Here is a 24955-nt window from a genome sequence, read left to right as displayed (position 1 = left end):
CGCATCGTGCATCCAATTGCTTGTGGTGGAACACCCTGGCGAATGTCCAGACAGACGTCAAGTGGTTGGTGGATGACGATTTCGCAAGGGGCCCCACGGCCCTCGATCCTCTTGACCGAGGGACCCATCGGCCCCGACCATGTTGCGCATCGCTCACTGAGTTGTGCATTACGCACCGACGGAGGCCGACATGTCACCTCGACCGCAACCTGGCCGCGAGTACGTCCTCACCCTCTCCTGTCCCGACAGCGCCGGACTGGTCCATGCCGTGAGCGGCTTCCTCGTCAGGAACTCGGGCAACATCCTGGAGAGCCAGCAGTTCGACGACCGACTCCAGGGCCGTTTCTTCATGAGGGTCCACTTCGACGTTTCCGACCCGGACGCGGACCTGAAAAATCTGCGTTACCGGTTCGGTCCGGTCGCCGAGGCCTACCGGATCTCCTGGACCCTGCGGGACGCCTCCACGCCGACCCGTACGCTCATCATGGTGTCCAAGTTCGGGCACTGCCTCAACGATCTGCTGTTCCGCCGGCGCACCGGCGCCCTCAACATCGAGATCCCGGCGATCGTCTCCAACCACCGTGACTTCGAAGGCCTGGCGGAGACGTACGGCATCCCCTTCCACCACATCCCGGTGACCAAGGAGACCAAGCCGGAGGCCGAGGCGCGGCTGCTGGAGCTGGTACGCGAGCTGGACGTCGACCTGGTGGTGCTGGCCCGCTACATGCAGGTCCTCTCCGACGACCTGTGCAAGCAGTTGGAGGGCCGCGCGATCAACATCCACCACTCCTTCCTGCCGAGCTTCAAGGGCGCACGCCCGTACGTCCAGGCCTACGACCGCGGGGTGAAGCTCGTCGGCGCGACGGCGCACTACGTGACGTCGGACCTCGACGAGGGCCAGATCATCGAGCAGGACGTGGTCCGGGTGGACCACTCGCTCGACCCCGGCGAGCTGGTCACGGTCGGCCGGGACGTGGAGGCCCAGGTGCTGGCGCACGCGGTGAAGTGGCACAGCGAGAGCCGCGTGATGGTGGACGGCAACCGCACGGTGGTCTTCCGCTGAGCGGTGACACGAGAAGGGGGCGGGCCGGTTCTCCGGCCCGCCCGTCGTCGTATACGGCCCTTGTCGCGTACGACGGTCAGCGGCTCGGCCGTGCGGCACACCACGAAAGCGCATCCGCGCTCACGGCACCGAACACGACCCGACCCCCGCCGACACGCCCCGGGGCGCCGCGCACGCCACACGCGACCGACCTCGGCGGCCGGGGCTCCACGGCCTTCTCCCCGGGCACCTCAGCCCGCGAGGCGCTCCAGGAGCGCGCGGCGCCATGACTCCGTCTCCGCGATCTGGTTGAAGGTGAACAGGTGCAGCCCGGCCACCCCGGCCGAGGGGGCCGTGAGAGCCTCCGCGGTGCGCGTCAGGAGCCTCTCCGGTGAGTAGCCGCCGGGCGCCGCGAAGCGCAGGAACCACGAGGTGTGCCTGGTCAGGAAGCGCGTCGACTCCCCCACTCCGATCTTCGTGGCCATCGCCAGCAGCTTCGCGCGCTGCACCGGCCCCGCGACGCCCAGGTGCACGGGCAGGGTGACGTCCCGGCGCCGTATCCGCGCCACCCATTCCGCCAGCACCCGCGGGTCGAAGCAGAGGTTGCTCACGATGTACGTGGCGTGCTCCCGCTTGTCCCACATCGACTGGACGGTGACGTCGTCGTGGATGAGCGGATGGCTCTCGGGATAGCCGGTGACGCCGACCCGGGCGAAGGGCCCGCCCAGCTCGCTCAGCCGGCGCAGCACCGGCAGCGCGCCCTGGTAGGCCCCGGCGGGCGGGTCGGCGTCTCCCGCGGGGACGAAGACGTCGTCCACGCCCACCTCGCGCAGCCGGTCGACCACCTCCTTCAGATGCGCGTCGTCCCGCAGCAGCCGCGCGGGCACGTGCGGGACGACGCGGTAGCCGTGCGCCGCGAGCCGGCCGGTGAGAGCGAGGGTCGGCTCCAGGCCCTTGACCGGTGACGCCGTGACCGTGACCACGACGTCGCGCGGGACATGGGCGAGGACCTTCTCCTCGGTCGCCTTCGCCGGCAGAACCTCGTAGCGGACGCCGTCCAGCAGCGCCCTCAGGCCGGTGGCGCCCAAGGTCTACCCGGCCTGGCTCTCGGCGTCGCGCAGGCGGTAGTACGCGGCCTTGGAGGGGGGCAGCGGCTCCTTGCCGAGGATGAGGTCGGCGGCCTTCTCCGCGACCATCATCACCGGCGCGTAGATGTTGCCGTTGGTGACGTACGGCATCACCGACGCGTCGACGACCCGCAGGCCCTCCACGCCGTGCACGCGCATGCTGGTGGGGTCGACGACGGACATCTCGTCGGTACCCATCTTGCAGGTGCAGGACGGGTGCAGCGCGGTCTCGCCGTCCTTGGCGACCCAGGCGAGGATCTCCTCGTCCGTCTGCACGGACGGGCCGGGCGAGATCTCGCCGTCGTTGTAGGGGGCGAGCGCGGGCTGGTTGAGGATCTTCCGCGCGACCCGGATCGCCTCGACCCACTCGCGGCGGTCCTGCTCGGTGGAGAGGTAGTTGAAGCGCAGCGCCGGGTGCTCGCGCGGGTCCTTGCTCTTGATCTTCACCGAGCCGATGGCGTCGGAGTACATGGGCCCGACATGGACCTGGTAGCCGTGGCCGCCGGCGGGCACGGAGCCGTCGTAGCGGACCGCGATGGGCAGGAAGTGGAACATCAGGTTGGGGTAGTCCACGTCCTCGTTGCTGCGGACGAAGCCGCCGGCCTCGAAGTGGTTGGTGGCGGCCGGGCCCTTCCGGAACAGCCACTGCAGGCCGATGAGAGGCGCCCGCCACTTCGCCAGGTACGGCTGCATGGAGACGGGCTGCTTGCAGGCGTACTGGATGTACACCTCGAGGTGGTCCTGCATGTTCTCGCCGACGCCCGGCAGGTCGTGTACGACGTCGATGCCGAGGGCGCGCAGCTCCTCCGCGTTGCCGACGCCGGAGAGCTGCAGGAGCTGCGGAGAGTTGATCGCGCCGCCGCAGAGGATGACTTCCTTGGCGCGCACCTGCTGCGGGGCGCCCTTGCCGCGCTGGAACTCCACGCCGACCGCCCGCGTGCCCTCGAAGAGGACGCGGGTCACGAGGGTGCGGGTCCTGACGGTGAGGTTGGGCCGCTTCCTCACGGGCTTGAGGTACGCCTTCGAGGCCGACAGCCGGCGGCCGCGGTGGACGTTGCGGTCGAACTTGGCGAAGCCCTCCTGCCGGTAGCCGTTGACGTCGTCCGTGGGGGCGTAGCCCGCCTCCTGGGTGGCTTTGAGGAAGGCGCCGAAGAGCGGGTTGGTGGCCGGGCCGCGCTCCAGGACGAGGGGGCCGTCGTGGCCGCGGAACTCGTCGTCCGGGTCGGCCGCCAGACAGTTCTCCATCCGCCGGAAGTACGGCAGACAGTGCGCGTAGTCCCAGGTCTCCATGCCCGGGTCGGCCGCCCAGCGCTCGTAGTCCATGGGGTTGCCGCGCTGGAAGATCATGCCGTTGATGCTGCTGGAGCCGCCCAGCACCTTGCCGCGGGCGTGGTAGATGCGCCGGCCTCCCATGTGGGGCTCGGGCTCGGACTCGTACTTCCAGTCGTAGAACCGGCTGCCGATCGGGTAGGTCAGTGCCGCAGGCATGTGGATGAAGACGTCCCACGGATAGTCGGACCGGCCGGCCTCCAGTACCAGCACCTGGTTCGCCGGGTCCGCGGAGAGTCTGTTCGCCAGTGCACTGCCGGCCGAGCCGCCGCCGACGATGACGAAGTCGTATTGCAGGGGAGCCATGGTGCCTCGTCTCGCTCGCGCCGTAGATACGCGAGGCATGCTAGTACCGGTAGCGCCATACGCACTAGGTTGCGTGAAACGCAACTTCCAAGATCATCGTTTTGGCATGGTCGGTTGCACTCGCGTTGTTTACTGCGCGTATAGTTTCGTTGTGAGCAACCACAGCCAAGACACCGAAACGTCGAATTCGCAAGCCGGCGGAGTGCAGTCGGTCGACCGGGCCATCAGCGTCCTCGAGATCCTGGCCCAGCGTGGCGAGGCGGGCGTCAGCGAGGTGGCCGCCGAGATCGATGTGCACAAGTCCACCGCCTTCCGCCTGCTCGGCGCCCTGGAGACGCGCGGCCTGGTGGAACAGGCGGGCGAGCGCGGAAAGTACCGGCTCGGCTTCGGCATCGTGCGCCTGGCCGGCGCGGTCACGGGACGCATCGACATCACCCAGCAGGGACGTCCGGTCTGCGAGCGCCTCGCCGAGGAGATCGGCGAGACCGTCAACATCGCGGTGTTGCAGGAGCACTACGCGATCAACCTCTACCAGGTGCGCGGCCCGGCAGCGGTCACCGCGCACAACTGGGTCGGCCAGCTGACCCCGCTGCACGCGACGTCGAGCGGCAAGGTCCTGCTGGCGTACCTGCCCGCCAAGGAGCGAGCCGCGCTGCTGGCCGAGGCGGGACTGAAGAAGGTCACGCCGCACACGATCACGTCGAAGGCGAAGCTGGAGAAGCAACTCGCCGAGGCGCGGGAGGCCGGCTACGCCTGGACCAAGGAGGAGCTGGAGATCGGTCTGCACGCCATGGCCGCGCCGGTCCTCGACCGGGACGGCCAGGTCATCGCCGCGGTCACCGCCTCCGGCCCCTCCTACCGCTTCACCGAGGAGCGGATGCGGGAGCTCGCCCCGGTGCTGATCAAGGGCGCCGAGGAGATCAGCCACCGCATGGGCTACCTGGGCTGAGTCACCCCTGGAGAGCGCCCAGGCGCTCGTTCACCCAGGCGTGGAAGGCTCCGATGTGGTGCTCGCTGGGCACCAGCACGCCACCCTTGGCGTACATGCGGGAGCCCATACCGGGCTGCGTGCGCTCGCAGGCGTCGAAGTCCTGCTGGTTGACGCGGTGGAAGAGTTCCACGGACCGGCTGACGTCCTTGCCGCTCTCGACGACGTGCGGGAGGTAGAGCCAGTCGCACTCGACGATCGTGCGGTCCACGGACACCGGATACATCCGGTGGAAGATCACGTGGTCGGGCACGAGGTTGATGAACACCTGGGGCCTGACGGTGATCGCGTAGTAGCGGCGGTCCTGGTCGTCGGCGACCCCGGGAATGCGGTCCAGGCCCTCGGAGCCGTCCACGGTGAACCCCTGGACGTCCTCGCCGAACTCGGCGCCGTGGCCGACGTAGTACTGGGCGGCGTAACCGTCCGCGAACTCGGGGAGCACCTCGGTGAGTTCGGGGTGGATCGTGGCGCAGTGGTAGCACTCCATGAAGTTCTCGATGATGAGCTTCCAGTTGGCCTTGACGTCGTAGACGATGCGCTTGCCGACGGCGAGGTTGTCGACGTCGTAGCGCTCGATCGACTCGACGTCGCCGAGCCGCTCGACGACCGCGCCGATGACGTCCTCCTCGAAGGAGGGCGGGTTCTCCGCGAGGCAGACCCATACGTAGCCGAGCCATTCGCGCACGGCCACGCTCACCAGGCCGTACTCGGTACGGCCGACATCGGGCATCTTGGTGAGGTTGGGCGCCGCGACGAGCTTGCCGTTCAGGTCGTACGTCCAGGCGTGGTAGGGGCACTGGAAGGCCCGCTTGACCTCTCCCGTCTCCTCCGTGCAGAGCCTGGCTCCGCGGTGCCGGCAGACGTTGAAGTACGCGCGGATCGAGTTGTCCCGGGCCCGGGTGACGAGGATGCTCTCGCGGCCCACGTCGACGGTGCGGAAGGCGCCCGGCTTGGCCAGTTCGGAGGCGCGCGCGACGCAGAACCACATCGTCTCGAATATGCGCTCCTGCTCCTGGGCGAAGATCTGCGGATCCGTGTAGGAGGAGCCGGGGAGGGTGGCGATCAGGCTGTCCGGCAGGCTGGTCGAGGTCACGGTGCACTCCTCGGGAGAACGTCGTGGAGGGGTCATTCACGCGCCGGGAAGAGCGACTCCGGACGGCGTTGTGCATGAAGCAACACTGCGTGTCATGTGCAACCGCAGCATGGGATGCCGCTGGGGCGGTGTCAAGACGTGGTGGCGGCGAGCTGCTTGCGCCACCGCGTGAACAGCCGCGGCTGGTTCATCCCGAGCACGGCGACCGGGTTCCCGGCCCGCCGGTAGACGGCCAGGACGTCGCGGTCGTCCGCGGCGCCCGCCTCGATGGTGACGCTGTCGGCGCCGGCCGCGTGACCGGCGAACTGGATCTTCACACCGTACTGGTCGGACCAGAAGTACGGCGGCCGGGGCACACCCGGTTCCACCGCACCGCCGGCCAGCAGCGCGGCGATCGCGGCGTCGGGACGCTCGCGCGCGCCGGTCCAGTGCTCGACGCGGCGATGGTGGCCGGCACGCGGGTCGTACCAGTTGGCGCAGTCGCCGACCGCGACCACACCGGCCAGGTTGGTGCGGCCGTCCGCGCCGCACTTGACGCCGTTGTCGAGCGCGATGCCGGAACCTTCCAGCCACTCGACGCAGGGACGTGCGCCGACACCGACCACGACGGTGTCGGCGGGGAGGGTGCGGCCGTCCTCGAGCAGGACGCCGTCGACACGGGTCTCCCCGCTCAGCCCCTTGACGCCCACGCCGCACAACAGCCGTACACCGTGGTCGGCATGGAGAGCGGAGACGAGGGCGCCCATGGTCTCACCGAGCGGTCCGGCGAGCGGTGTCGGGGCCACCTCCACGACGGTCACCTCGAGCCCGAGGGCGTACGCGGTGGAGGCGACCTCGGCACCGATGAAGCCGCCGCCGATCACCACCAGCCGTCCGCCGCGGGCCAGTTCGTCGCGCAGGGCACGGGCGTCGTCCAGCGTGCGCAGGGTATGCACTCCGGCCAGCCCCTCGGAGCCGGGGAGGCTGCGCGCGGCCGCACCGGTCGCGATGACGACGCCGTCGGCCCGCACCTCCCGGCCGTCGGCGAGCCGGACGGCACGGCCCCTGTGGTCCAGGCCCACGGCACGGGTGCCGAGCAGCCACTCCGCCCCGAGGTCCTCGTCGTCCGTCTCCAGGGCGAGTTCCGCCTCACCGAGGGTGCCGGCCAGGAACTCCTTGGAGAGCGGGGGGCGGTCGTACGGGCGGTGGAGTTCGTCCCCGATGACGACCAGCCCGCCGTCATAGCCCTGTCTGCGCAGTGAGCGCGCCGCCGACAGACCGGCCAGCGAGGCGCCGACCACGGCGACGGTCCTCACGCGAGACCCCCGGCGAGCCGGGCTGCGATACAGGGCGGCAGGTTGGGCGCCTCCGTGGACAGCCGGACGTAGATCATGCCGTCCTCGACGGAGACCTCGTGCGTCCGGACCGGCAGCTTGGCGGGCGGGGCGTCGACCGCACCGGTCCTCAGGTCGAACTTGGAGGCATGCAGCGGGCATTCCACCTCGCAACCCTCCAGCCAGCCGTCGGCGAGCGACGCGTCCTGGTGGGTGCAGGTGTCATCGATGGCGAAGAGCTCGCCGTCGTCGGTGTGGAACACCGAGACCGGCGGATCGATGTCGAGCCGGTGGGCCTCGCCTCGCGGGAGATCCTCGAGACGGCACGCGGGAATCATCATGACACCTCGGTGCGTATAGCGAAACGGATTGCGGTAAGCGCAACATCAGTCTGAGGTCGCCCCGAACCCTTGTCAAGGCATGCAGAGGGCCCACCAAGTCGTTCGTTGCGTTGCGTTATATAGAACTGAATTCGCATAGAACAACACCGCCCGCCGCATCGGCTCGCGGGGGCCGCGAGCCGGTGCGGCGGGCGCGTAAGGAACGCCGGCGGGCGTCAGAAACCGCGGTCGATCCACTCCTGGAGGTGCGGGGCCTCGGCGGCGACGGTGGTCGTCTCCCCGTGTCCGGTGTGCACGACGGTGTCGCCCGGCAGCGTCAGCAGCCGGTCCCGGATCGACTCGATGATGGTCGGGAAGTGGCTGTACGACCTTCCTGTCGCCCCCGGGCCGCCGGCGAACAGCGTGTCGCCGCTGAAGAGGGCCGCCAGCGCCGGCGCGTAGAGGCAGACCGCACCGGGGGCGTGGCCGGGCGTGTGCAGGACGGTCAGCTCGATGCCGGCCACCGCGATGCCCTGGCCGTCGGTCAGTTCGGCGTCCGGTGACGTGTCGGGATGGGTCTGCTTCCACAGCGGCAGATCGTCCGGATGGAGCAGGATCGGGGCGCCGGTGCGCGCCGCGAGTTCGGGTGCGGCGTCGATGTGGTCGTTGTGGGCGTGGGTGCACACGATGGCCCTCAGGGTGCGCTCGCCGACGGCCCGGGCGATCGCCTCGGCGTCATGCGCGGCGTCGATGACGACCGCCTCGGTGTCGTCGCCGACGACCCATACGTTGTTGTCGACGTCCCAGGTGCCGCCGTCCAGCGAGAACGTCCCCGACGTGACGAGATGGTCGATGCGCGCGCCGGTCATCACAGGACCACCACCGAGCGCAGCACGTCGCCGTGGTGCATTCGCTCGAAGGCCTTCTCGACCTCGTCCAGCGCGATGGTCTCCGTGACGAACGCGTCCAGGTCCAGTCGGCCCTGGAGATACAGGTCGATGAGCACCGGGAAGTCCCTGCTCGGCAGGCAGTCGCCATACCAGGAGGACTTCAGCGCGCCACCGCGGCCGAAGACGTCCAGCAGTGGCAGCTCCAGCTTCATCTCCGGGGTCGGCACGCCGACCAGGACGACCGTGCCGGCCAGGTCGCGGGCGTAGAAGGCCTGCCGGTACGTCTCGGGGCGGCCGACCGCCTCGATGACCACGTCGGCGCCGTGGCCGCCGGTCAGCTCCCGGATCGCCTCCACCGCGTCCGTGCTGCGGGAGTTCACGGTGTGGGTGGCGCCCAGCTTCCCGGCGGTCTCCAGCTTGCGGTCGTCGATGTCGACCGCGATGACCTTCGCCGCGCCCGCCAGGGTGGACCCGGCGATCGCGGCGGCCCCGACACCGCCGCAGCCGATGACGGCGACCGAGTCGCCGCGGCCGACGTTCCCGGTGTTGATGGCGGCGCCGATACCCGCCATCACGCCGCAGCCGAGCAGTCCGGCGGCGGCCGCGGACGCGGCCCGGTCGACCTTGGTGCACTGCCCTGCCGCCACCAGCGTCTTCTCCGCGAACGCGCCGATGCCCAGCGCCGGCGACAGCTCCGTGCCGTCGAGCAGGGTCATCTTCTGCTTCGCGTTGTGCGTGTTGAAGCAGTACCAGGGCCGCCCTCGCAGGCAGGCGCGGCACTGGCCGCACACGGCACGCCAGTTGAGGATCACGAAGTCGCCGGGTGCGACGTCGGTGACGCCCTCCCCCACGGATTCCACGACACCCGCGGCCTCGTGGCCCAGCAGGAACGGGAAGTCGTCGTTGATGCCGCCCTCGCGATAGTGCAGATCGGTGTGGCAGACCCCGCAGGCCTCGATCTTCACCAGCGCCTCACCCGGACCCGGGTCGGGCACGACGATCGTTTCCAGGCTGACGGGGGCGCCCTTGCCCCGCGCGACGACAGCACGGACCTGGTGCGTCATGGCCACTCCTCGGCTGATCGAGACCTGTTTCAGATGTTGCTCATTACGGCACACATCTCACGTGTCGCAACACAGCATCATGGAGCGCCGACTGGGGGTCAAGGACCTCGACGGGGGTTCCCTCAGCCGGGCGGGACCGCGGCACAGCAGCGCGAACGCCCGGCGTGGCCGCGACCGCACCTGTCGGCTCCACGACCCCGCCGGGCGCGGGTCCCGCCGCTCCCGGCGAGCGGAGCAGGTGGACGGCATGGCGTCGAGCGCGTCCAGGAACGCGTCGTCCGGCTTCTCGTAGATGCCCAGCGTGGCCGCGCACCGGGCACAGGCCGGCGCCGGGGCGTGGCCTGGTCCGGGTGATCGAGCGCGGTGAGTTCGCGGGTGATCACGGCGAACGTGCACAGCGCGGCGGCCGTTCTCTGACCGTCGACATGCTCCGCGCGGCAGGCCCGCGTCAGCCGATCTGTTCGGCCAGGGCGACGATGATGCCTGCGGGCCCGCGGAGGTAGCACAGCCGGAAGATGTTCTCGTACTGCGCTACCTCGCCGAGGAGTTCGGCGCCGTGGGCGCGCAGGCGGGCGATGGTGTCGTCGATGTCGTCGACGGCGAACATGACGCGATGCAGGCCCAGCGTGTTGGGCGGAGGGTTCCGCGGCTCGGCGCGGGATACCGCGGGGGTGTGGTATTTGGTCAGCTCCAGCTTGCTGTGGCCGTCCGGGGTCCGCATCACCGCGATGTCGCTCCGGACGCCGTCGAGTCCGACCGTGCGGTCCGCGTAAAGGCCTTCGATCTGCGCCTTGCCTTCCAGCTCCATGCCGAGCTCGGTGAAGAAGGCGACGGCCGCGTCCAGATCGTCGACGACGATGGCGACGTTGTCCATCCGCTGAATGGTCACGTCTCTGAGCCTAACGACTCGAGGACCGCATCCTCGTCCGGTGACCGAATGCCCACTCCATGTCTGCGCACCGAACGGGGACCATGGCTTGTGCCCCGTTCCCGACGGGATCACGCATCACCTTCGGCGCGCTCGTCACCCGATGGCGCGGGGAACCGGCCGACCAGCCCGACGAGAGCGTCGGCGACTGGCGCTGGTGGCCGCTGGACGCCCTGCCCCCGGATCTGTTCGAGTGCAGCGCCCAGATCCTCACCGCCTGGCGCCCCGACCTGCCCATCGACCACGCACCCGCCCGCTTCACCCCCGTCACCGACCCGCAGACGCCCTCCGTGGTGTCGGAGGAGGTGGCAGCGGTCACGCCCTGAGCCGTACGGGGACCTTCACAAGGTCGTTTCACGCCCCGTCGCAGGGCCGTCGCGCCTGTCGCGGGTCTCGGCGGACGGTGCCACGGTGGTGACAGGGGGTCCTCATGGTGGGCTGCGAGGGAAGGCGGTGGGGACCATGGAGCTGCCCCTGGTCGTCGGCATCGACGGTTCGGAGTGCGGTCTTCAGGCGGTGGACTGGGCGGTGGACGAGGCGGCGCGCCACGGACTGTCGCTGCGGCTGCTGTACGCCTCACTCTGGGAGCGCTACGAAGGGAGCCGGCCGTCCTTCAGCACCGAGCGTCCCTCCGAGCAGGCCATGGCGGAACACATTGCCGCCTCCTGCGCGGAGCGTGCCCGGCTCCGCGATCCGGAGGTCGAGGTGTCGGCCGAGGTGCTGCCCGACGAGGCCGCGCACGCGCTGGTCCAGGCGAGCCAGGAGGCTTTCGCCGTGGTGGTCGGATGCCGGGGCCGGGGTGAGATCGCCGGGACGTTGCTGGGCTCGGTGGGCCTGGCGGTCGCGGCGCGCGCCGTGAGTCCGGTCGTCGTGGTCCGTGGTCCCGAGCGGAACCGGGATGGCCGGCTCGGGCGGGTGGTGGTCGGCGTCGGGGACTCCCCCGGGAGCGGGACCGCCGTCGGTTTCGCCTTCCGCGAGGCCCGAGCGCGCGGTTGCGCCCTGCACGCCGTCCGCGCCTGGCGGCGTCCGGCCCATGAGCACCGGGACAGCCCCCTCATCGCTGACGACGCGGGCGCCGTGCGCGAGGAAGGTGCCGCCGTCTCCCTCATCGAGGCGCTCCGTGACGCCGAACGGGAGAATCCCCGTGTGGAGGTGCACCGCCGCACGGTGCAGGGACCGGCGCACAAGGTGTTGTCGGACGCCGCGGCGGATGCGGACTTGCTGGTCGTCGGCGCGCCGAGGAGGATCGGCCATCACCGGTGCCTGCAGCTGGGCCGGGTCGCCCACGCCGTACTGCACCACGCGGACTGCCCCGTCGCCGTCGTTCCCCACCGGGCGTGACGGCGCGGAACCCCTGCACGCTGCTCCTTCCGGCCAGTTGGCGCCATGCCGAGCGTGCATGGGGCCGATCGGGCACTGCAAGGGGCTGTACAGGCCCATCCGGTCCGGCGCCTGGCACGCCACGGTGGAAGGAGGCGCACATCACTGAGTCGAGGAGGCCGTGCCATGCGGACACCGCGTCTTCGGGGACACCGGCCTCCGTTTCAGTCGCGGCGGGGGCGGCATGCCGGGGCACCGGACGGCCGGGGCAACCTGCTCGAACGACCGTCGGACCGCTTCGAGCGCACATTCCGGATCCTGCTGATGGCCGTACTCGTGGTGGCCGTGCCGATGGCGGCGTGGCTCGCCGGAGGCGCCGCCTACAGCCATGACAGCCGGCTGCGTGAAGTGCAGCTGGCTGAACGGCACCCGGTCGCGGCACGGCTGCTGTCCGATGCCCACGACGGTGGTGATCGCGCCGACGGCACGCTCGGCTCCGATGCGTCGGTCCGCTGGAGCGATGCCCGCGGGACCCACGCCGCTCTCGCACCGGTGGGGGCATGGCAGCGGAGAGGAGACACCGCGACCGTGTGGCTGGATGCCCACGGCGACGTCACCACCCCGCCTCCCGCGTCGGACGCGGCGGCGCTCGCCGGTGTCGAAATCGGCTTCGCCGCCGCGGCGGGTGCTGTCTTGACGGTGGGCGGCGTGTGGAAGGGTGTTCGTCTCTGCCTCGATCGTCGCCGCTTGGCGCAGTGGGAGCGCGAGTGGGAGCTCGTGGAACCACGGTGGACGGGGCGTCGCGCTCGGTGAGGTGAAGGGAGGGACGACGCCCTCTTTCTCCGGCCCCACCGTTCGCCGCAGCCCGCCGAGGGACGATCGGCCCACCCGGTGGCGCGTACTGCCCACTCGGCCGCCCTTCTCTGGCGCGGCACCACGGAGTCGCGCAGCGTGGGATGAAGGACGGCATCCGGCGTGGTCGGCGCTCGGGCCGCGGGAGAGGTGAGGCATATGGGCACGGAGAGTTCCAGGCCCCGGGTCGTGGTCGGTGTCGATGGTTCGCCGTCATCGCACGCGGCGGTGCGCTGGGCAGTGCGCTACGCCCGCCTGATCGGCGGCACGGTGGACGCGGTGGCGGCGTGGGATCTGCCCGGTGCGTACGGCTGGTCGGCTCTGGCCGTGGACGCCGACTTCGACGAGGCCGTCGCCCGGCAGCGGCTGGGCCAGGAACTGAGCGATGTGCTGGGAGCCGACGAAGCCGGCTCGGTCAGGGGGCTGGTGGTCCGGGGGAACACCGTCGAGGTGCTTCTGATGGCCGCCGAGGGGGCCGAGGCGCTGGTGGTGGGGAGCAGGGGGCGGGGCGGCTTCACGCGCGCCCTGCTGGGGTCCGTCAGCCAGCACGTCGCTCAGCATGCGAAGTGCCCGGTCGTCATCGTGCGCCCCGAATCGCGAGGAGGAGGGTCCGGCAGGCCCGCCGGCACCAGCGGCTCCCAGAGCTAGTGCTGTGACCGGAAAGGTTCACCGGCTCGCGACGCCCGGCACGGCACCTCGCCGCGTTGTCGCATCACCCGAGTACATCCAGTACGCGGGTCACCCGGGGTAGGCCGACGTCTCCTGGCCGCTGCCTTCCCTGCCGGGTGGCCGTGGTGGCTCGAGGTCGGATCCGACGTCGTCGTAGGCGTGGCCGATCGACTGGTGCACGGCGACCACGCCGTCCACCGATCGGCACAGCCGCTCGATGACCGGGATCAGCGTTCTCTGCTCGACCCGGCCCTTCAGCGTCACCACGCCGTCCCGCACGTCGACCTGCACGGCGTCCGAGGGAAGACCCAGGGTCGCGCGCAGCACGTCCTGGTGGATCTCGTCGCTGATCGCCGTGTCGCTGCGCAGGAACGGCCGCAGCAGATCCGACCGGCTGACGATCCCGACGAGCCGGCCGGTCTCGTCGACCACGGGCAGCCGCTTCACCTTGTCGCGGTACATGGTCCTTGCCGTCTCGACCACGTTCCATCCCGGACGTGCCATCACCGCGGGGGTGGTCATCATCGCTTCCGCGGTCTCGGCACCGGCGCGTGCCATCTCCTCCGGACCCAGCCGGTGACCCATCGGGCGTCCCTCCGGGTCCGGCAGGCTCGCCGCCTTGCGCAGCAGGTCCGCCTCGGACACGACACCGACGGGGCGTCCCTCGTCGTCGACGACGGGGACGGCCGTGACGTCGTTGTCGCGCAAGAGCTGGGCGATCTGTTTGAAGGACGAGCGGGGGTGTGCCGTGACGACGCTGTGCGTCATGACTTCGGCGACTGTTCGGTGCTGCATGTTCCACTCCTTCCATGGGTGGTCGCACCCTCGTGGCTGTACGCAGGGGTTCGCGGCGAGGGCGAGCCGTCAGACGATGTCGAGCACATCGGCCACGGACCGTCGCGGAGTCGGGGCGCCCACGGGGCCGTATCCCAGACGGATCACCATCTGTACGTGCCCCATGGCCGTCGTCGGGTCCCGCACGGCCCACCGCAGTTCGGGCCACTCGAGAGGCTGGGAGGTCAGGGACGCGACGAGGCCGTCCAGGGTGGCCTGGAGCCACACCCGTTCCAGCGCCTGGCCCGCCCGCAGCCAGTCCAGCGGCCGGTCCTGCGTCGTCCCCAGCAGAGCGATCTGAGGGCGTTTCTCGAACGGGGCCCAGCCGCGCCCGGGAACCTCCCGGCCGACGGCGAAGTCCCGTACGGGGGAGTCGGCTCCCCACTGGCGGGGGCCGAACGCCTCGGCGGGAATCCCGTCCGAAGCCGCGGTCTCGTCGCCGGGCCCGGTCCGGGCCCAATGGGCCGTCTCACCCCGCACACCCGCGTTCCGTGCCTCGCGGCCTTCGGCGTCGCGCACCAGATCCAGAACCGACTGCACATGCCAGGCGTCGGGGAAGACCAGCCGGGCGCCTTCCAGACGGGCCGCCGCGCACAGTCCGTCCTTCAGGGCAGCCGGGATGTCGTCCTCGTGGAAGGGTTGGCGGCTGGTGTGGCGTCGGTGGACCGCCGGGTGGAGAAGGGCGAGGTCGTCGTCGGGGCGTGCGTCGTCCGTGAGGTCCACCTCGGCCAGCAACTCGGGGTCCGTGGAGTCGGGCAGGAGCCGGGTGGCGGGTTCCCGGCCTGCCGCCACCGCGGCCACCCGCAGGTTGAACAGTGCGGCACCACAGCCGAGGTGCATGCCGCGCCCGTCGGGGTCGCTCTTCGGGAGGGTGCGTTCCGGGTCGGCGTACAGCCGCAGAACGCCGCTGCCGCGGAGGAAGCGGAATCTCCAGGGCTGCGCATTGTGCTGGGACGGAGCGGCCGTGGCGTCTTCGACGCATGCGGCGACGACGGACACGTCCAAGCCCGGTGCGGTCACTGAACCCCTTCCGGAGTCGGTCCGTATGGTTGATCGCCTTCCAGACTGTGGGGCGCCCGGTGCGCCGGGGTAGGGCCGTTCGGGCCTCTTGGCGGACCATGCGGACCCAGCGCGCAGGGGCGGTGTTCGGCACCGGAACGGAGCCCCTGCGTCGTACGGGTGGGACACCCGCTGCCGCACCACGCCCAGTGCCCGGTGGCCGTCGTACCGGAGCTGCCGTGAGCGGTCACTGCGCCAGCGAGAAGTAGCTCTCCTCCTCCTGCGCGAAATGAAGGCGCAGGATCGTGTGGAGGCCGTACAGCGAGGCGCGCAGGTCGTCGAGTTGCTCCGGCTGGAGCCCTCCTTCCTCGTCGGCGAGGCGTAGGTGGGTGGCGATGCGGTCAGCCAGGCGTTCGATCTCGGCGTGGGCGCGGCTCATGGTGTCGGTGGCCTCCGGGCCCAGTCGCCGGTCCAGCGCCGGATACAGCTCCTGTTCCTCCGCGTGTTCGTGAGGAAGCAGGCGATGTCTGAGCAGGTGGTCGATCTCGCGTACGGCGGCCAGGGCGCGGGGGTCATGGTCCGTGGTGAGGAGGCCGGCGGCTTCCCGGATGGCGTCGAGGGCGTCCCTGAGGTCGTCGTGCTCGGCGGCGAACCGGTGGATGAGGCTCTCCGCCTCCGGTTCGAGGGTCGGGCGTACGCCGGGTGGCGGCAGCAGGGCCCGCAGCGCGTTGAGGATGACGGTCACGTCGATGGCCTCCTGGAGGAGGGCGCCGGGCGCGGGCGGGAGCAGGCCGAGGAGCGCGGCGGTCATGGCGGCCAGCGACATCGCCATGCCGCCCGCGGCGCTCTGCACCGCGATGCGGCGGGCGCGTGCGGCGATCTCCATCGCGTCGGCCAGGCGCGCCACGTGGTCCGTGGTGAGGACGATGTCGGCGGCCTCGGAGGCCGAGGTGGAGCCACGGGCGCCCATGGCGACACCGACGTCGGCCGCGGCGAGGGCGGGGGCGTCGTTGACACCGTCGCCGACCATGACCGTCACGGCCCGCTCGCTCTCCTCGCGCACCGCGGCGATCTTGTCGGTGGGCAGTTGCCCGGCGCGCACGTCGTCCAGGCCCAGGACGGCCCCCACCTCACGGGCCGGTTCGGGGCGGTCTCCGGTGAGCAGCAGCAGCCGCTCCAGCCCGGCCGCCCTGAGACGGCGGATGGTGCGGGGCGCATCGTGGCGCAGCGGGTCCCGCAGCAGCAGGGCACCGGACACCACACCGTCCACGGTCAGCCAGACCGTCGCGGCGCCGTCCAGCACGGCCCGGTTGTCCACCGCACGCGCCCAGCCGGGCAGGTCGGCCGGGGACAGTCCCGTCCTGCCCACGCCGATGCGCAGGCCGTCCACGGTGCCCGCGACCCCTCGACCGGGCTCCTCGGTGACGTCCTGCGGAACCGCCAGGGGCAGGTTGCGGGATCTGGCCTCGTGGACGATGGCCTGGGCCAGTATGTGGGCCGACACCTGGTCGAGCGAGGCGGCCAGCCGCAGCACCTGCGCCGGGGCCGGGCCGTCCGGAGCGCCCGCCACTTCCAGCACTCGCGGCCGTCCCACGGTCAGCGTGCCCGTCTTGTCGATCACGAGGGTGCGGGCCCGGCCCAGACGCTCCAGGGCGCCGCCGTCCCGGACGACGACGCCCCGCCGGGCGCACTGGGACAGGCCGGAGACGACGGCGACCGGGGTGGCGAGCAGCAGGGGGCAGGGGGTCGCGACGACGAGGACGGCCACGGCCCGTACCGCGGAGCCGCTCACCCCCCAGGCGACGGCGGCCAACCCCAGTGACAGGGGCAGGAACCAGGCGGCGTAGCGCTCCGCCAACCGCACCATGGGAGCCCGTTCCGCCGCCGCCTGCCGAGCCAGGCGCACGATCTCGGCGTAGGTGCTGTCGGCGGCGGTGGCCTTCGCCTTCAGCTCGAAGACGCCCCCGCCGCCCACGACACCGCTGCGCACCGTCTCGCCGACCCGGCGTTCGACCTGGGCGGACTCGCCCGTCAGCACGGACTCGTCGAGCACCGCCGGGCCGAGGGTGACCTCGCCGTCCACGGGGACCACCTCGCCCGGGCCGACCACCAGCACGTCGCCGGGCACCACCACGTCCAGCGGCACGACCGTGACGCCCGCGCCGTCGCGTCGGCGGGCCGAGCGCGGGGCGTGCTCCAGCAGGGAGCGCAAGTCGTGCGAGGCACGCCGTTCCGCCGCCGTCTCCAGGGACCGTCCGGTGGCCAGCATCAGGCCGATCAGCGCGCCTGCCAGGTACTCGCCCACCGCGAGGGTGCCGGCCAGCGCCAGTACCGCGATCACATCGACGCCGGCCCGTCCCCTGCGCAGACCGCCCACCACCCAGGCGACCGCCGGAACCAGAGCGAATACGGTGCCGGCCGCCCAGCAGGCGTCGGCGACGTCGTGACGGCCCAGCAGCCAGGCGACCCCGCCGGCGAGCAGGGCGCCCGCGGTCACCACCAGCAGTCCCGGCTCCAGCAGACGCCGGCCCTGCCGGACCGGCACCGTCCCGGCGCTCGTCTCCCGCCGTCCGTCACAGCCCCCGGCGTCCGTCTCCACGGCTCACGCCGAGGTGTGCGGGACGGCGATGACGGGACAGCGGGCGTAGTGCAGCACGCCCTGGCTCACCGAGCCGAGCAGCATGCCGGCGAAGCCGCCGCGACCGCGGGTCCCCACCACCAGGCCGAGAGCATGGGCGGACGCCTCGGTCAGCACCTCCACCGGATGGCCGCTGACGAGTTCGTGATGCAACTCCACGTCCGGATGCGCCGCGCGGCGCCCGGCGACGGTTTCGGACAGCACCCGGCGGTACTCCTCCTGCTCCGCGTGCTCGTCGAACATCCAGTGCAACAGGCCGGGCTGCCACACCAGCAGCGCGCGCAGCGCGGCGCCCCGCAGGGCGGCCTCCTGGAAGGCGAAGTCGACGGCGGCGGCGGAATGCGCGCTGCCGTCCACGCCTACGACGAAGTGCGCGGGCTCCTGGGTGACGTGCTCCGGCTCGGGCACCACGACCACCGGGCAGGGGGCGTGCGCCAGGACGGGCACGGCGACGGACGAGGAGCCGAACACCTCCCGCGCTCGGCTCAGGTGCCACGAACCCAGCACCACGGCCGTGGCCTGCCGGCTCTGCTCCCGCAGGACCCACGCCGGGTTCCCCTCGGCCAGCAGCCCGGACACCCGCACCTGCGGCTGCCGGGCCTCCACGAAGGACACCGCCGCCTTCAGCACCTCCTCGCCGGCCTGGTGCAGCACCTCGTTCCACGCCTCCCAGGAGGGCGGTACCTCCCATCTCCTGAACCCGACGGTCGGCATGCTCTCGGCGTGTACCAGTCGGAGCGGTACCCGGCGCCGTGCGGCCTCGTCAGCCGCCCAGGCCAGCGCCATGCGCTTCGCCGGGTCGGGATCCACGCCGACCACGATCGGCAGGCGGGCATCCGGTCGGGCCATCGTCATCTCCAGCCGTTTTCCCTGGGCGTGTCGGCGCCCCGTCACGAGCCGCGTTCAGGGGATGCGGTGCGTACACCCAGGTGCTCGACGTACGCGTCGGGTCCGGGGAAGTACAGCGTCACTCGTCCCGTGTCCCAGCGCACGTCGTACGGCGGGCTCCCGTCCGGGGAATGGACGGCGACGACTTCTCCCTCCCAGATCTTCCGGTGAGAAGCGCTTCACGCCCTTACATGAAAGGGCCGCCGTTCCGGGGTTTCCAGGGCCGTTGGTCCCGGGCCCCGGCACTCATCGGCCTCCACCCGGGTCGCGCCAGGTCGGCGACGCACGTCGCCGGCCTCGCACCGCAGGCCAGGGACCTTCGGGACCCGGGCATGGGCTGTTCGGCCTCTGCGGTCGGGAAGCACACGCGGTGGACTGGAGGGGTCGGCGGTCGCAGCCACGGGGCAGGAGGTACCGCGATGGCGACACTCTCACGCAGGCAGAGGGGCTGAGGGATGAGACACCGCAGCGTGGGCGATCTGATGACCCCGACCGCCGTGAGCGTGCGACCGGACACCACGTTCAAAGAGATCGCACGCCTGCTCGACGAGTACGACATCACGGCGGTTCCGGTGGTCGATGACGACGGCCGACCGGTCGGGGTGGTGTCCGAGGCCGACCTGATCCGCAAGCAGACGTCCCTCGGCGTCGGGAGCAGCGCGGGGGAGCTGATGACGAGCCCCGCCGTGGTCGCGGACCCGGGGTGGAACGCGGTGCGTGCGGCGCGGACGATGGAACGGCGCAACGTCAAGCGCCTGCCCGTGGTGGACGGCGACGGGCGGCTCATCGGTGTACTCAGCAGCAGCGACCTGGTGCAGCTCTTCCTCCGCAGGGACCGCGCGATCCAGGAGGAGATCCTCGAGGACGTCATCGTCCGGACGCTCGGACTGGCTCCCTCCGCGCTGACCGTGGAGGTCGCCGACGGCAGGGTCACGCTCAGCGGCACGGTGGAGGGCAAGAACATGGTGCCGGTCGTGGTGCGGTTGTGCGAGAGCGTCGACGGCGTGGTGGACGTGGTCGACCGGCTCGGCGTCACCGGGGACGACACCGTGGGCGGGGCCGCTCCGTAGGCGGGGCCGCTCCGGCGCGGACCTCGAAGGCCGTGAGGTCCGAAGTGGTGGCGGAGGTCGACTGCCTCGACGATGTGGTGGAGGGGACAACCACCTCACCACAGTGTGAGGCCGGTACGGCGGGCCCCGGAGGACCCGTACCGAGGGAGCAAGGCCATGAACACGGACACCGACGTGAACTCCTCGTCGCCCACCGCGTCCGACGGAATGGTGATCGACAAGGACGGGATGGCCGCGCTGGTGGACGTCCTGATCGGCCGCGGTTGCACCGTCGTCGGGCCGACGGTGCGGGACGGCGCGATCGTGCTGGCGGAGCTGGAGTCGGCCGACCAGTTGCCCTACGGATGGGGCGTGGAGCTGGAGGCCGGGCGGTACCGGCTGCGCGAGCGGCCGGACGGGGCGGCGTTCGCCAACGCGGCGGGTCCGCAGTCGTGGAAGACGTTCCTGCACCCGGCACGGGTACGGCAGTGGAGTGCCGACCGGGTGGGGAACGAGACGGTGTTCACCGCTGACGAGACCGCGCCCACCCGGTACGCGTTCCTCGGCGTGCGCTCCTGCGACCTGCGGGCCATCGCCGTCCAGGACCGGGTGCTCACCGGCGGGCCGCACCGCGACCCCGTCTACCAGGGGCGGCGCACCGGGGCGTTCCTGGTGGCGGTGGAGTGCACGGAGCCCGGCGGCACCTGCTTCTGCGTCTCCATGGGCACGGGACCCGCGGCCGGTCCCGGTTACGACCTGGTGATGACCGAGGTGGTCGACGACGACGGTCACCGCTTCTGGATCCGCGACGGCAGTCGGGAAGGCGCCGAGGTCCTCGCCGAACTGCCCGCCCGCCCGGCGGACCCCGCCACCCGGGAGGCGGCTCGCGCGGGCGTCACCGGCGCCGCGGACCGCATGGGACGGACCATGCCGGAGGCCGACCTGCGGGAGCTGATGGCGGGCACGCTGGACGCCCCCCGCTGGGACGACGTCGCCGGGCGTTGCCTGACCTGCGGCAACTGCACCATGGTGTGTCCCACCTGCTTCTGCACCACCACCGAGGACGTCACCGACCTCACCGGCGACCACGCGGAACGGTGGCGGCTGTGGGACTCGTGCTTCGACCTCGACTTCTCCCATCTGCACGGCGGCCCGGTCCGCGCCTCCGCGCGCAGCCGCTACCGGCAGTGGATGACCCACAAACTGGGCACCTGGTACGACCAGTTCGGCTCCTCCGGCTGTGTGGGCTGCGGCCGCTGCATCGTGTGGTGCCCGGTCGGCATCGACATCACCGAGGAGGCCGCCGCCCTGCACGACTTCACGCGGTCCCGGGCACCGGAGGAGGCCCCGTGACCCGCCTGCCGTCGTCCCCGGACCTCCTCCCTGCCGGACACCGCGAACGGCTGCCGGTCCCAGGACGGGACGTCTCCTTTCCGGCCGGTGCGCGGCTGTTCGACGAGGGCGGGAAGAGCACCCGCACCAGGTCGCCGGACCTGAGCGCGCCGTACGGAAGCGGCACGGCATGACCACCGTGACGCCTCCGCTGCCGTACCGGGTCGCCGGCACCCGACCGGAGACCGCCGACACCCGTTCGGTGGAACTGGTGCCGGTGGACCGGGAGCTTGCGCCGTTCTCGCCGGGCCAGTTCGCCATGGTCTACGCGTTCGGGATCGGGGAGGTGCCCGTCTCGGTCAGCTCGCTGCGGGGCCGGCACGGAGGGCTGGTGCACACCGTGCGCGCGGTGGGCGCGGTCTCCACGGCGCTGTACCGGCTGCGCCCGGGAGACACCGTGGGGCTGAGCGGGCCGTACGGCGCCGGCTGGGACCTGGACGCGGCGGCCGGTCACGACGTGCTGGTGATCGCCGGCGGCATCGGGCTGGCGCCGCTGCGGCCGGTGGTGCACACGGTGCTGGACCGGCCCGCGGCGTACGGCCGGTTCGGGATTCTGGTGGGCGCCCGCACCCCCGGCGACCTGGTCTACCGGGAGGAGATCGAAAGCTGGCGCGGCCCGGCCGAGGTGGGGGTGACCGTCGACCGGCCCGGCCCGGGCTGGCACGGCGAGGTAGGCGTCGTCACCGCGCTCCTGGACCGGTTCGGCTTCCCGCCCGACCGCACGTGCGCACTGGTGTGCGGCCCCGAGGTGATGATCCGCCACACCGCACGCGCCCTGACGGACCGGGGCCTGCCCCCGCACCGCGTCCAGGTGTCCCTGGAACGCAACATGCGCTGCGCCACCGGCCACTGCGGCCACTGCCAGCTCGGCCCCCTTCTGCTGTGCCGCGACGGCCCGGTCGTCGGCTACGACCGGGCCGAACCACTGCTCGCCGTACGGGAGCTGTGAGATGACCACCGACATCCCTCCTGACGCCGATCCCCGACCGGACGCCGACCCCCGAGCCGACGCCGACCCCCGAGCCGACGCCGACCCCCGGCCGAGCCTCGCCGTGTGGAAGTTCGCGTCCTGCGACGGCTGCCAGCTCACCCTGCTCGACTGCGAGGACGAGCTGCTCGGCCTGACCGACCGGGTACGGGTCGAGCACTTCCTGGAGATGTCCGCCGCCGAGGGACCGGACGGGGAGCGCGCGGAGCCTGCCGGGCGCGGACCGTACGACCTCTCCCTGGTCGAGGGGTCGATCACCACGGCCGAGGACGCCGAGCGGATCCGGCACATCCGGCGCATCTCGCGGCGCCTGGTCACCATCGGAGCCTGCGCCACCGCGGGCGGCATCCAGGCGCTGCGCAACTTCGGGGACGTCGCCGAGTTCCGCGCCGCGGTCTACGCCCGCCCGGAGTACATCGCCACGCTGGAGACCTCGACGCCGATCTCGGCCCACGTACCGGTCGACTTCGAACTGCGCGGCTGCCCCATCGACCGCCGCCAGCTCCTCGAAGTCATCACCGCCTACCTGGCCGGACGCAAACCAGGCATCCCCGACCACAGCGTCTGCTTCGAGTGCAAGAGGCGTGGCACCACCTGCATCACCGTGGCCCACGGCACCCCCTGTCTGGGACCGGTCACCCACTCCGGCTGCGGCGCCATCTGCCCCGCCTACGGGCGCGGCTGCTACGGCTGCTTCGGCCCGAGCGACAGCCCCAACCTGCGCGCCATGGTCCGGCAACTGCACCACGACGGGATGAGCGAGCGCGACATCCTGCGTGTCTTCCGCACCTTCAACGCCGCGTCGCCGGAATATGCCCCCGTACCCGATCTCGCGGCTGAGGCGGCCGAGGAGCAGGACGACTCTCAGGCCAGGACAGACACCACCCCGGAAGGGCCGGTATGAGCCATCGCGGATCCCGCGTCCTGCGGCTGGACGCACTGGCCCGCGTGGAAGGCGAAGGCGCCCTCCACCTGCGCGTTCACGACGGAACGATCGCAGAGGCCCGGCTGCGCATCTACGAACCGCCGCGGTTCTTCGAGGCGTTCCTGATCGGCCGGGGACACACCGAGCCACCGGACATCACCTCCCGCATCTGCGGCATCTGCCCGGTCGCCTACCAGATGAGCGCCTGCCAGGCGGTCGAGAACGCCTGCGGCGTCACCGTGGACGGCCCCCTCGCCGAGCTGCGCCGCCTGCTGTACTGCGGCGAATGGATCGAAAGCCAGACCCTGCACATCCACCTGCTCCATGCGCCCGACTTCCTCGGCTACCCCAGCGCCGTCGAACTGGCCCGCGACCACCGCGTCGCGCTGGAGCGCGGCCTGAGGACCAAGCAGACCGGCAACGCGATCCTGGAACAGCTGGGCGGACGCCCCATTCACCCGGTCAACGTCCGCGTCGGCGGCTTCTACCGCACGCCGACGGTCCGGGAGCTCCGCCCGCTGGCGGACCGGCTGCGGCAGGCCCGCGAGGACGCGCTGGAGACCGTGCGCTGGGTCGCCGCGTTCGACTTCCCCGACGCCGCGTGTGACTACGAGCTGCTCGCACTGCGGGACCCGGGCCGCTACGCCATCGACTCCGGAACACCGGCCGTCATGGCCGCCCCCGACGGCAGCGGCACCGGGCGGAGCCCGGCCCTGCGCGAGTTCCCGGTCACCGACTTCGAGCAGCACGTACACGAAGAGCAGGTACCGCACTCCACCGCTCTGACCGCCACCCTCGACGGCCGCCGCTACCTGACCGGCTCACTGGCCCGCTACGCCGTCAACGGCCGGTGGCTGCACCCCGTGGCGGCCGAGGCCGCGCGGGATGCCGGGCTCGGCGACCCGGCCGCGGGTGCGGTCTGCCGCAATCCGTTCCGCAGCATCGTCGTCCGAGCCGTGGAGGTCGTGCACGCCGTCGAGGAAGCCCTGCGGATCATCGACGCCTACGAACCACCTCCACGTCCGGCCGTCGACGTCCCGCCACGCAAGGCGGTCGGCACCGGCGCCACCGAGGCACCCCGCGGACTGCTCTACCACCGCTACGCCCTGGCGGAGGACGGCACGCTCACCGCGGCACGCATCGTTCCGCCCACCGCCCAGAACCAGTCGGCCATCGAGGAGGACCTGCGCCGGGCCGTCCAGGCGCGACTGGACAGGCCGGGCCCCGCCGCCGATGACGAGGAGCTCACCACCGTGTGCGAGCGCGCCATCCGGAACCACGACCCGTGCATCTCCTGCTCCACCCACTTCCTCGACCTCACGGTGGAGCGCACATGACCGGCCGGATCGTGGTGATCGGGGTGGGCAATCCCCTCCGCCGCGACGACGGCGTGGGCCCGGCGGTGGTGGAGGCACTGCGGCACCGGGTTCCCGACGGCACCGTGCTCGCGGTCGGCGACGGCGAACCCGGCCGGATGCTCGACCTGTGGCACGGCGCAGACACCGTCGTCGTCGTGGAAGCCGTCCGCACGCGCCCCGCCCGGCCCGGCCGGCTGCACACCCTCTCAGCGTCGGAAGCGGCCGCGCACCGGGCGGGTTCGGCGAGCACCCACGCCCTCGGCCTGGGCGAGTGCCTGGCCTTGGCGGAAGCCCTCGACCGGCTCCCGCGCGAGCTCGTGGTGCACGCCGTGGAGGCGTCCGACGTCGGCCTCGGCACGGGCCTGAGCGAACCTGTGCGGTCGGCCCTCCCCGAACTGATCGACCGCGTCGCCGATTCCGTACGGAAGGCACGCGACCGGCACTGCTAGGACGCGGTGGACGGCACCGGCGGCCGGCGTCGGGCTGCGACGCAGGTCCCGAGACAGGGCCCGGATGGCCCCTTGGATCCGGGCGGTACCGGACCCAAGGTGGAGCTGTGACACCGGTATCGGCACGTCCGTGCCCCGCACGCGGTTGCTGTCAGGGGCCCGTTGGATCCGTGGGTGTGTCCCGGGCACCCGGG

26 protein-coding genes and 1 pseudogene are annotated in these 24955 nt (G+C 71.7%); 14 read left to right on the top strand and 13 right to left on the bottom strand.

Annotation, left to right across the window (positions count from 1 at the left end):
• Positions 1 to 190: 190 nt before the first annotated feature.
• Positions 191 to 1063 (top strand): formyltetrahydrofolate deformylase, encoded by an 873-nt coding sequence (purU, locus tag ACZ4SW_RS13315; protein ID WP_468241871.1) that lies wholly within the window; start codon positions 191 to 193, stop codon positions 1061 to 1063.
• Positions 1064 to 1293: 230 nt separating this feature from the next.
• Here purU and ACZ4SW_RS13310 read toward each other — a convergent pair whose 3' ends face one another.
• Together ACZ4SW_RS13310 and betA are read right to left on the bottom strand one after the other, a co-directional pair.
• A complete protein-coding gene (locus ACZ4SW_RS13310; RefSeq protein WP_468241868.1) occupies positions 1294 to 2130 on the bottom strand; it encodes a methylenetetrahydrofolate reductase in 837 nt (278 codons plus the stop codon).
• A 3-nt stretch (positions 2131 to 2133) separates the two neighbouring features.
• On the bottom strand, positions 2134 to 3804 hold the full coding sequence (gene betA, locus ACZ4SW_RS13305) for a choline dehydrogenase (protein ID WP_468241866.1): 1671 nt from the start codon (positions 3802 to 3804) through the stop codon (positions 2134 to 2136).
• Between the two features lie 202 nt (positions 3805 to 4006).
• Between betA and ACZ4SW_RS13300 the strand changes: the two genes are divergently transcribed.
• Positions 4007 to 4753 carry an IclR family transcriptional regulator gene (locus tag ACZ4SW_RS13300; protein ID WP_468242015.1) on the top strand — a complete coding sequence of 249 codons (747 nt, stop codon included), beginning with the start codon at positions 4007 to 4009 and terminating at the stop codon, positions 4751 to 4753.
• A gap of 1 nt (position 4754) precedes the next feature.
• On the opposite strand, the gene ACZ4SW_RS13295 is transcribed toward ACZ4SW_RS13300, so the two are convergent.
• The 5 genes from ACZ4SW_RS13295 to ACZ4SW_RS13275 form a co-directional block, all read right to left on the bottom strand.
• Positions 4755 to 5885 (bottom strand): aromatic ring-hydroxylating oxygenase subunit alpha, encoded by a 1131-nt coding sequence (locus tag ACZ4SW_RS13295; protein WP_468241864.1) that lies wholly within the window; start codon positions 5883 to 5885, stop codon positions 4755 to 4757.
• A 131-nt stretch (positions 5886 to 6016) separates the two neighbouring features.
• Positions 6017 to 7180 (bottom strand): NAD(P)/FAD-dependent oxidoreductase, encoded by a 1164-nt coding sequence (locus ACZ4SW_RS13290; protein ID WP_468241861.1) that lies wholly within the window; start codon positions 7178 to 7180, stop codon positions 6017 to 6019.
• The gene (locus tag ACZ4SW_RS13285; protein ID WP_468241859.1) at positions 7177 to 7539 is read right to left on the bottom strand and encodes a bifunctional 3-phenylpropionate/cinnamic acid dioxygenase ferredoxin subunit; all 363 of its coding nucleotides are present in this window, start codon (positions 7537 to 7539) and stop codon (positions 7177 to 7179) included. The genes ACZ4SW_RS13290 and ACZ4SW_RS13285 overlap by 4 nt, the downstream gene beginning before the upstream one ends.
• A 215-nt stretch (positions 7540 to 7754) precedes the next feature.
• Positions 7755 to 8387: an MBL fold metallo-hydrolase gene (locus tag ACZ4SW_RS13280; RefSeq protein WP_468241857.1), complete on the bottom strand. Its 633-nt coding sequence runs from the start codon at positions 8385 to 8387 to the stop codon at positions 7755 to 7757.
• Positions 8387 to 9472, bottom strand: coding sequence for an S-(hydroxymethyl)mycothiol dehydrogenase (locus tag ACZ4SW_RS13275; protein WP_468241854.1), 1086 nt, complete (start codon positions 9470 to 9472; stop codon positions 8387 to 8389). Before ACZ4SW_RS13275 ends, ACZ4SW_RS13280 begins: the two co-directional genes overlap by 1 nt.
• A gap of 61 nt (positions 9473 to 9533) precedes the next feature.
• Here ACZ4SW_RS13275 and ACZ4SW_RS13270 point away from each other — a divergent pair, with 61 nt between their 5' ends.
• The gene (locus ACZ4SW_RS13270) at positions 9534 to 9764 is read left to right on the top strand and encodes a hypothetical protein (RefSeq protein ID WP_468241852.1); all 231 of its coding nucleotides are present in this window, start codon (positions 9534 to 9536) and stop codon (positions 9762 to 9764) included.
• A gap of 156 nt (positions 9765 to 9920) precedes the next feature.
• Here ACZ4SW_RS13270 and ACZ4SW_RS13265 read toward each other — a convergent pair whose 3' ends face one another.
• Entirely contained in the window at positions 9921 to 10361 is a 441-nt protein-coding gene (locus ACZ4SW_RS13265; protein ID WP_468241850.1) for a VOC family protein, read from the bottom strand.
• Between the two features lie 113 nt (positions 10362 to 10474).
• Here ACZ4SW_RS13265 and ACZ4SW_RS13260 point away from each other — a divergent pair.
• The 4 genes and pseudogenes from ACZ4SW_RS13260 to ACZ4SW_RS13245 all read left to right on the top strand — a co-directional run.
• Positions 10475 to 10726: pseudogene (locus ACZ4SW_RS13260) on the top strand (NUDIX hydrolase); the annotation flags it as partial.
• Positions 10727 to 10862: 136 nt separating this feature from the next.
• Positions 10863 to 11741, top strand: coding sequence for a universal stress protein (locus tag ACZ4SW_RS13255; protein ID WP_468241848.1), 879 nt, complete (start codon positions 10863 to 10865; stop codon positions 11739 to 11741).
• Positions 11742 to 11906: 165 nt separating this feature from the next.
• Positions 11907 to 12533: an Rv1733c family protein gene (locus ACZ4SW_RS13250; RefSeq protein ID WP_468241846.1), complete on the top strand. Its 627-nt coding sequence runs from the start codon at positions 11907 to 11909 to the stop codon at positions 12531 to 12533.
• Between the two features lie 198 nt (positions 12534 to 12731).
• A complete protein-coding gene (locus tag ACZ4SW_RS13245; RefSeq protein ID WP_468241844.1) occupies positions 12732 to 13220 on the top strand; it encodes a universal stress protein in 489 nt (162 codons plus the stop codon).
• A gap of 90 nt (positions 13221 to 13310) precedes the next feature.
• Here ACZ4SW_RS13245 and ACZ4SW_RS13240 read toward each other — a convergent pair whose 3' ends face one another.
• The 5 genes from ACZ4SW_RS13240 to ACZ4SW_RS13220 all read right to left on the bottom strand — a co-directional run bounded on the left by ACZ4SW_RS13240 (position 13311) and on the right by ACZ4SW_RS13220 (position 18761).
• Positions 13311 to 14036 carry a CBS domain-containing protein gene (locus tag ACZ4SW_RS13240; RefSeq protein ID WP_468241842.1) on the bottom strand — a complete coding sequence of 242 codons (726 nt, stop codon included), beginning with the start codon at positions 14034 to 14036 and terminating at the stop codon, positions 13311 to 13313.
• Positions 14037 to 14105: 69 nt separating this feature from the next.
• A complete protein-coding gene (locus ACZ4SW_RS13235; RefSeq protein WP_468241840.1) occupies positions 14106 to 15095 on the bottom strand; it encodes an Acg family FMN-binding oxidoreductase in 990 nt (329 codons plus the stop codon).
• 226 nt (positions 15096 to 15321) lie between these two features.
• The gene (locus ACZ4SW_RS13230) at positions 15322 to 17619 is read right to left on the bottom strand and encodes a heavy metal translocating P-type ATPase (protein ID WP_468242013.1); all 2298 of its coding nucleotides are present in this window, start codon (positions 17617 to 17619) and stop codon (positions 15322 to 15324) included.
• Between the two features lie 57 nt (positions 17620 to 17676).
• Positions 17677 to 18561 carry a universal stress protein gene (locus tag ACZ4SW_RS13225; protein ID WP_468241838.1) on the bottom strand — a complete coding sequence of 295 codons (885 nt, stop codon included), beginning with the start codon at positions 18559 to 18561 and terminating at the stop codon, positions 17677 to 17679.
• Positions 18562 to 18602: 41 nt separating this feature from the next.
• Complete coding sequence (locus ACZ4SW_RS13220) at positions 18603 to 18761, bottom strand: DUF1918 domain-containing protein (RefSeq protein ID WP_468242010.1); 159 nt, start codon at positions 18759 to 18761, stop codon at positions 18603 to 18605.
• A gap of 294 nt (positions 18762 to 19055) precedes the next feature.
• Here ACZ4SW_RS13220 and ACZ4SW_RS13215 point away from each other — a divergent pair, with 294 nt between their 5' ends.
• The 7 genes from ACZ4SW_RS13215 (at position 19056) to ACZ4SW_RS13185 (ending at position 24761) form a co-directional block, all read left to right on the top strand.
• Complete coding sequence (locus tag ACZ4SW_RS13215) at positions 19056 to 19670, top strand: CBS domain-containing protein (protein ID WP_468241836.1); 615 nt, start codon at positions 19056 to 19058, stop codon at positions 19668 to 19670.
• 156 nt (positions 19671 to 19826) lie between these two features.
• A complete protein-coding gene (locus ACZ4SW_RS13210) occupies positions 19827 to 21002 on the top strand; it encodes a 4Fe-4S dicluster domain-containing protein (RefSeq protein WP_468241834.1) in 1176 nt (391 codons plus the stop codon).
• Positions 20999 to 21175, top strand: coding sequence for a hypothetical protein (locus tag ACZ4SW_RS13205; protein ID WP_468241832.1), 177 nt, complete (start codon positions 20999 to 21001; stop codon positions 21173 to 21175). Before ACZ4SW_RS13210 ends, ACZ4SW_RS13205 begins: the two co-directional genes overlap by 4 nt.
• Complete coding sequence (locus tag ACZ4SW_RS13200; RefSeq protein WP_468241829.1) at positions 21172 to 21990, top strand: FAD/NAD(P)-binding protein; 819 nt, start codon at positions 21172 to 21174, stop codon at positions 21988 to 21990. Before ACZ4SW_RS13205 ends, ACZ4SW_RS13200 begins: the two co-directional genes overlap by 4 nt.
• A gap of 1 nt (position 21991) precedes the next feature.
• Positions 21992 to 22933 carry an NADH-quinone oxidoreductase subunit B family protein gene (locus tag ACZ4SW_RS13195; protein ID WP_468241827.1) on the top strand — a complete coding sequence of 314 codons (942 nt, stop codon included), beginning with the start codon at positions 21992 to 21994 and terminating at the stop codon, positions 22931 to 22933.
• Positions 22930 to 24291: a Ni/Fe hydrogenase subunit alpha gene (locus tag ACZ4SW_RS13190; RefSeq protein WP_468241825.1), complete on the top strand. Its 1362-nt coding sequence runs from the start codon at positions 22930 to 22932 to the stop codon at positions 24289 to 24291. Before ACZ4SW_RS13195 ends, ACZ4SW_RS13190 begins: the two co-directional genes overlap by 4 nt.
• On the top strand, positions 24288 to 24761 hold the full coding sequence (locus ACZ4SW_RS13185; protein WP_468241822.1) for a hydrogenase maturation protease: 474 nt from the start codon (positions 24288 to 24290) through the stop codon (positions 24759 to 24761). The genes ACZ4SW_RS13190 and ACZ4SW_RS13185 overlap by 4 nt, the downstream gene beginning before the upstream one ends.
• The last annotated feature ends 194 nt before the right edge of the window (positions 24762 to 24955 follow it).

Source organism: Streptomyces sp. NPDC028331, from assembly GCF_055565775.1.
This window is presented reverse-complemented; position numbering and strand designations above follow the sequence as displayed.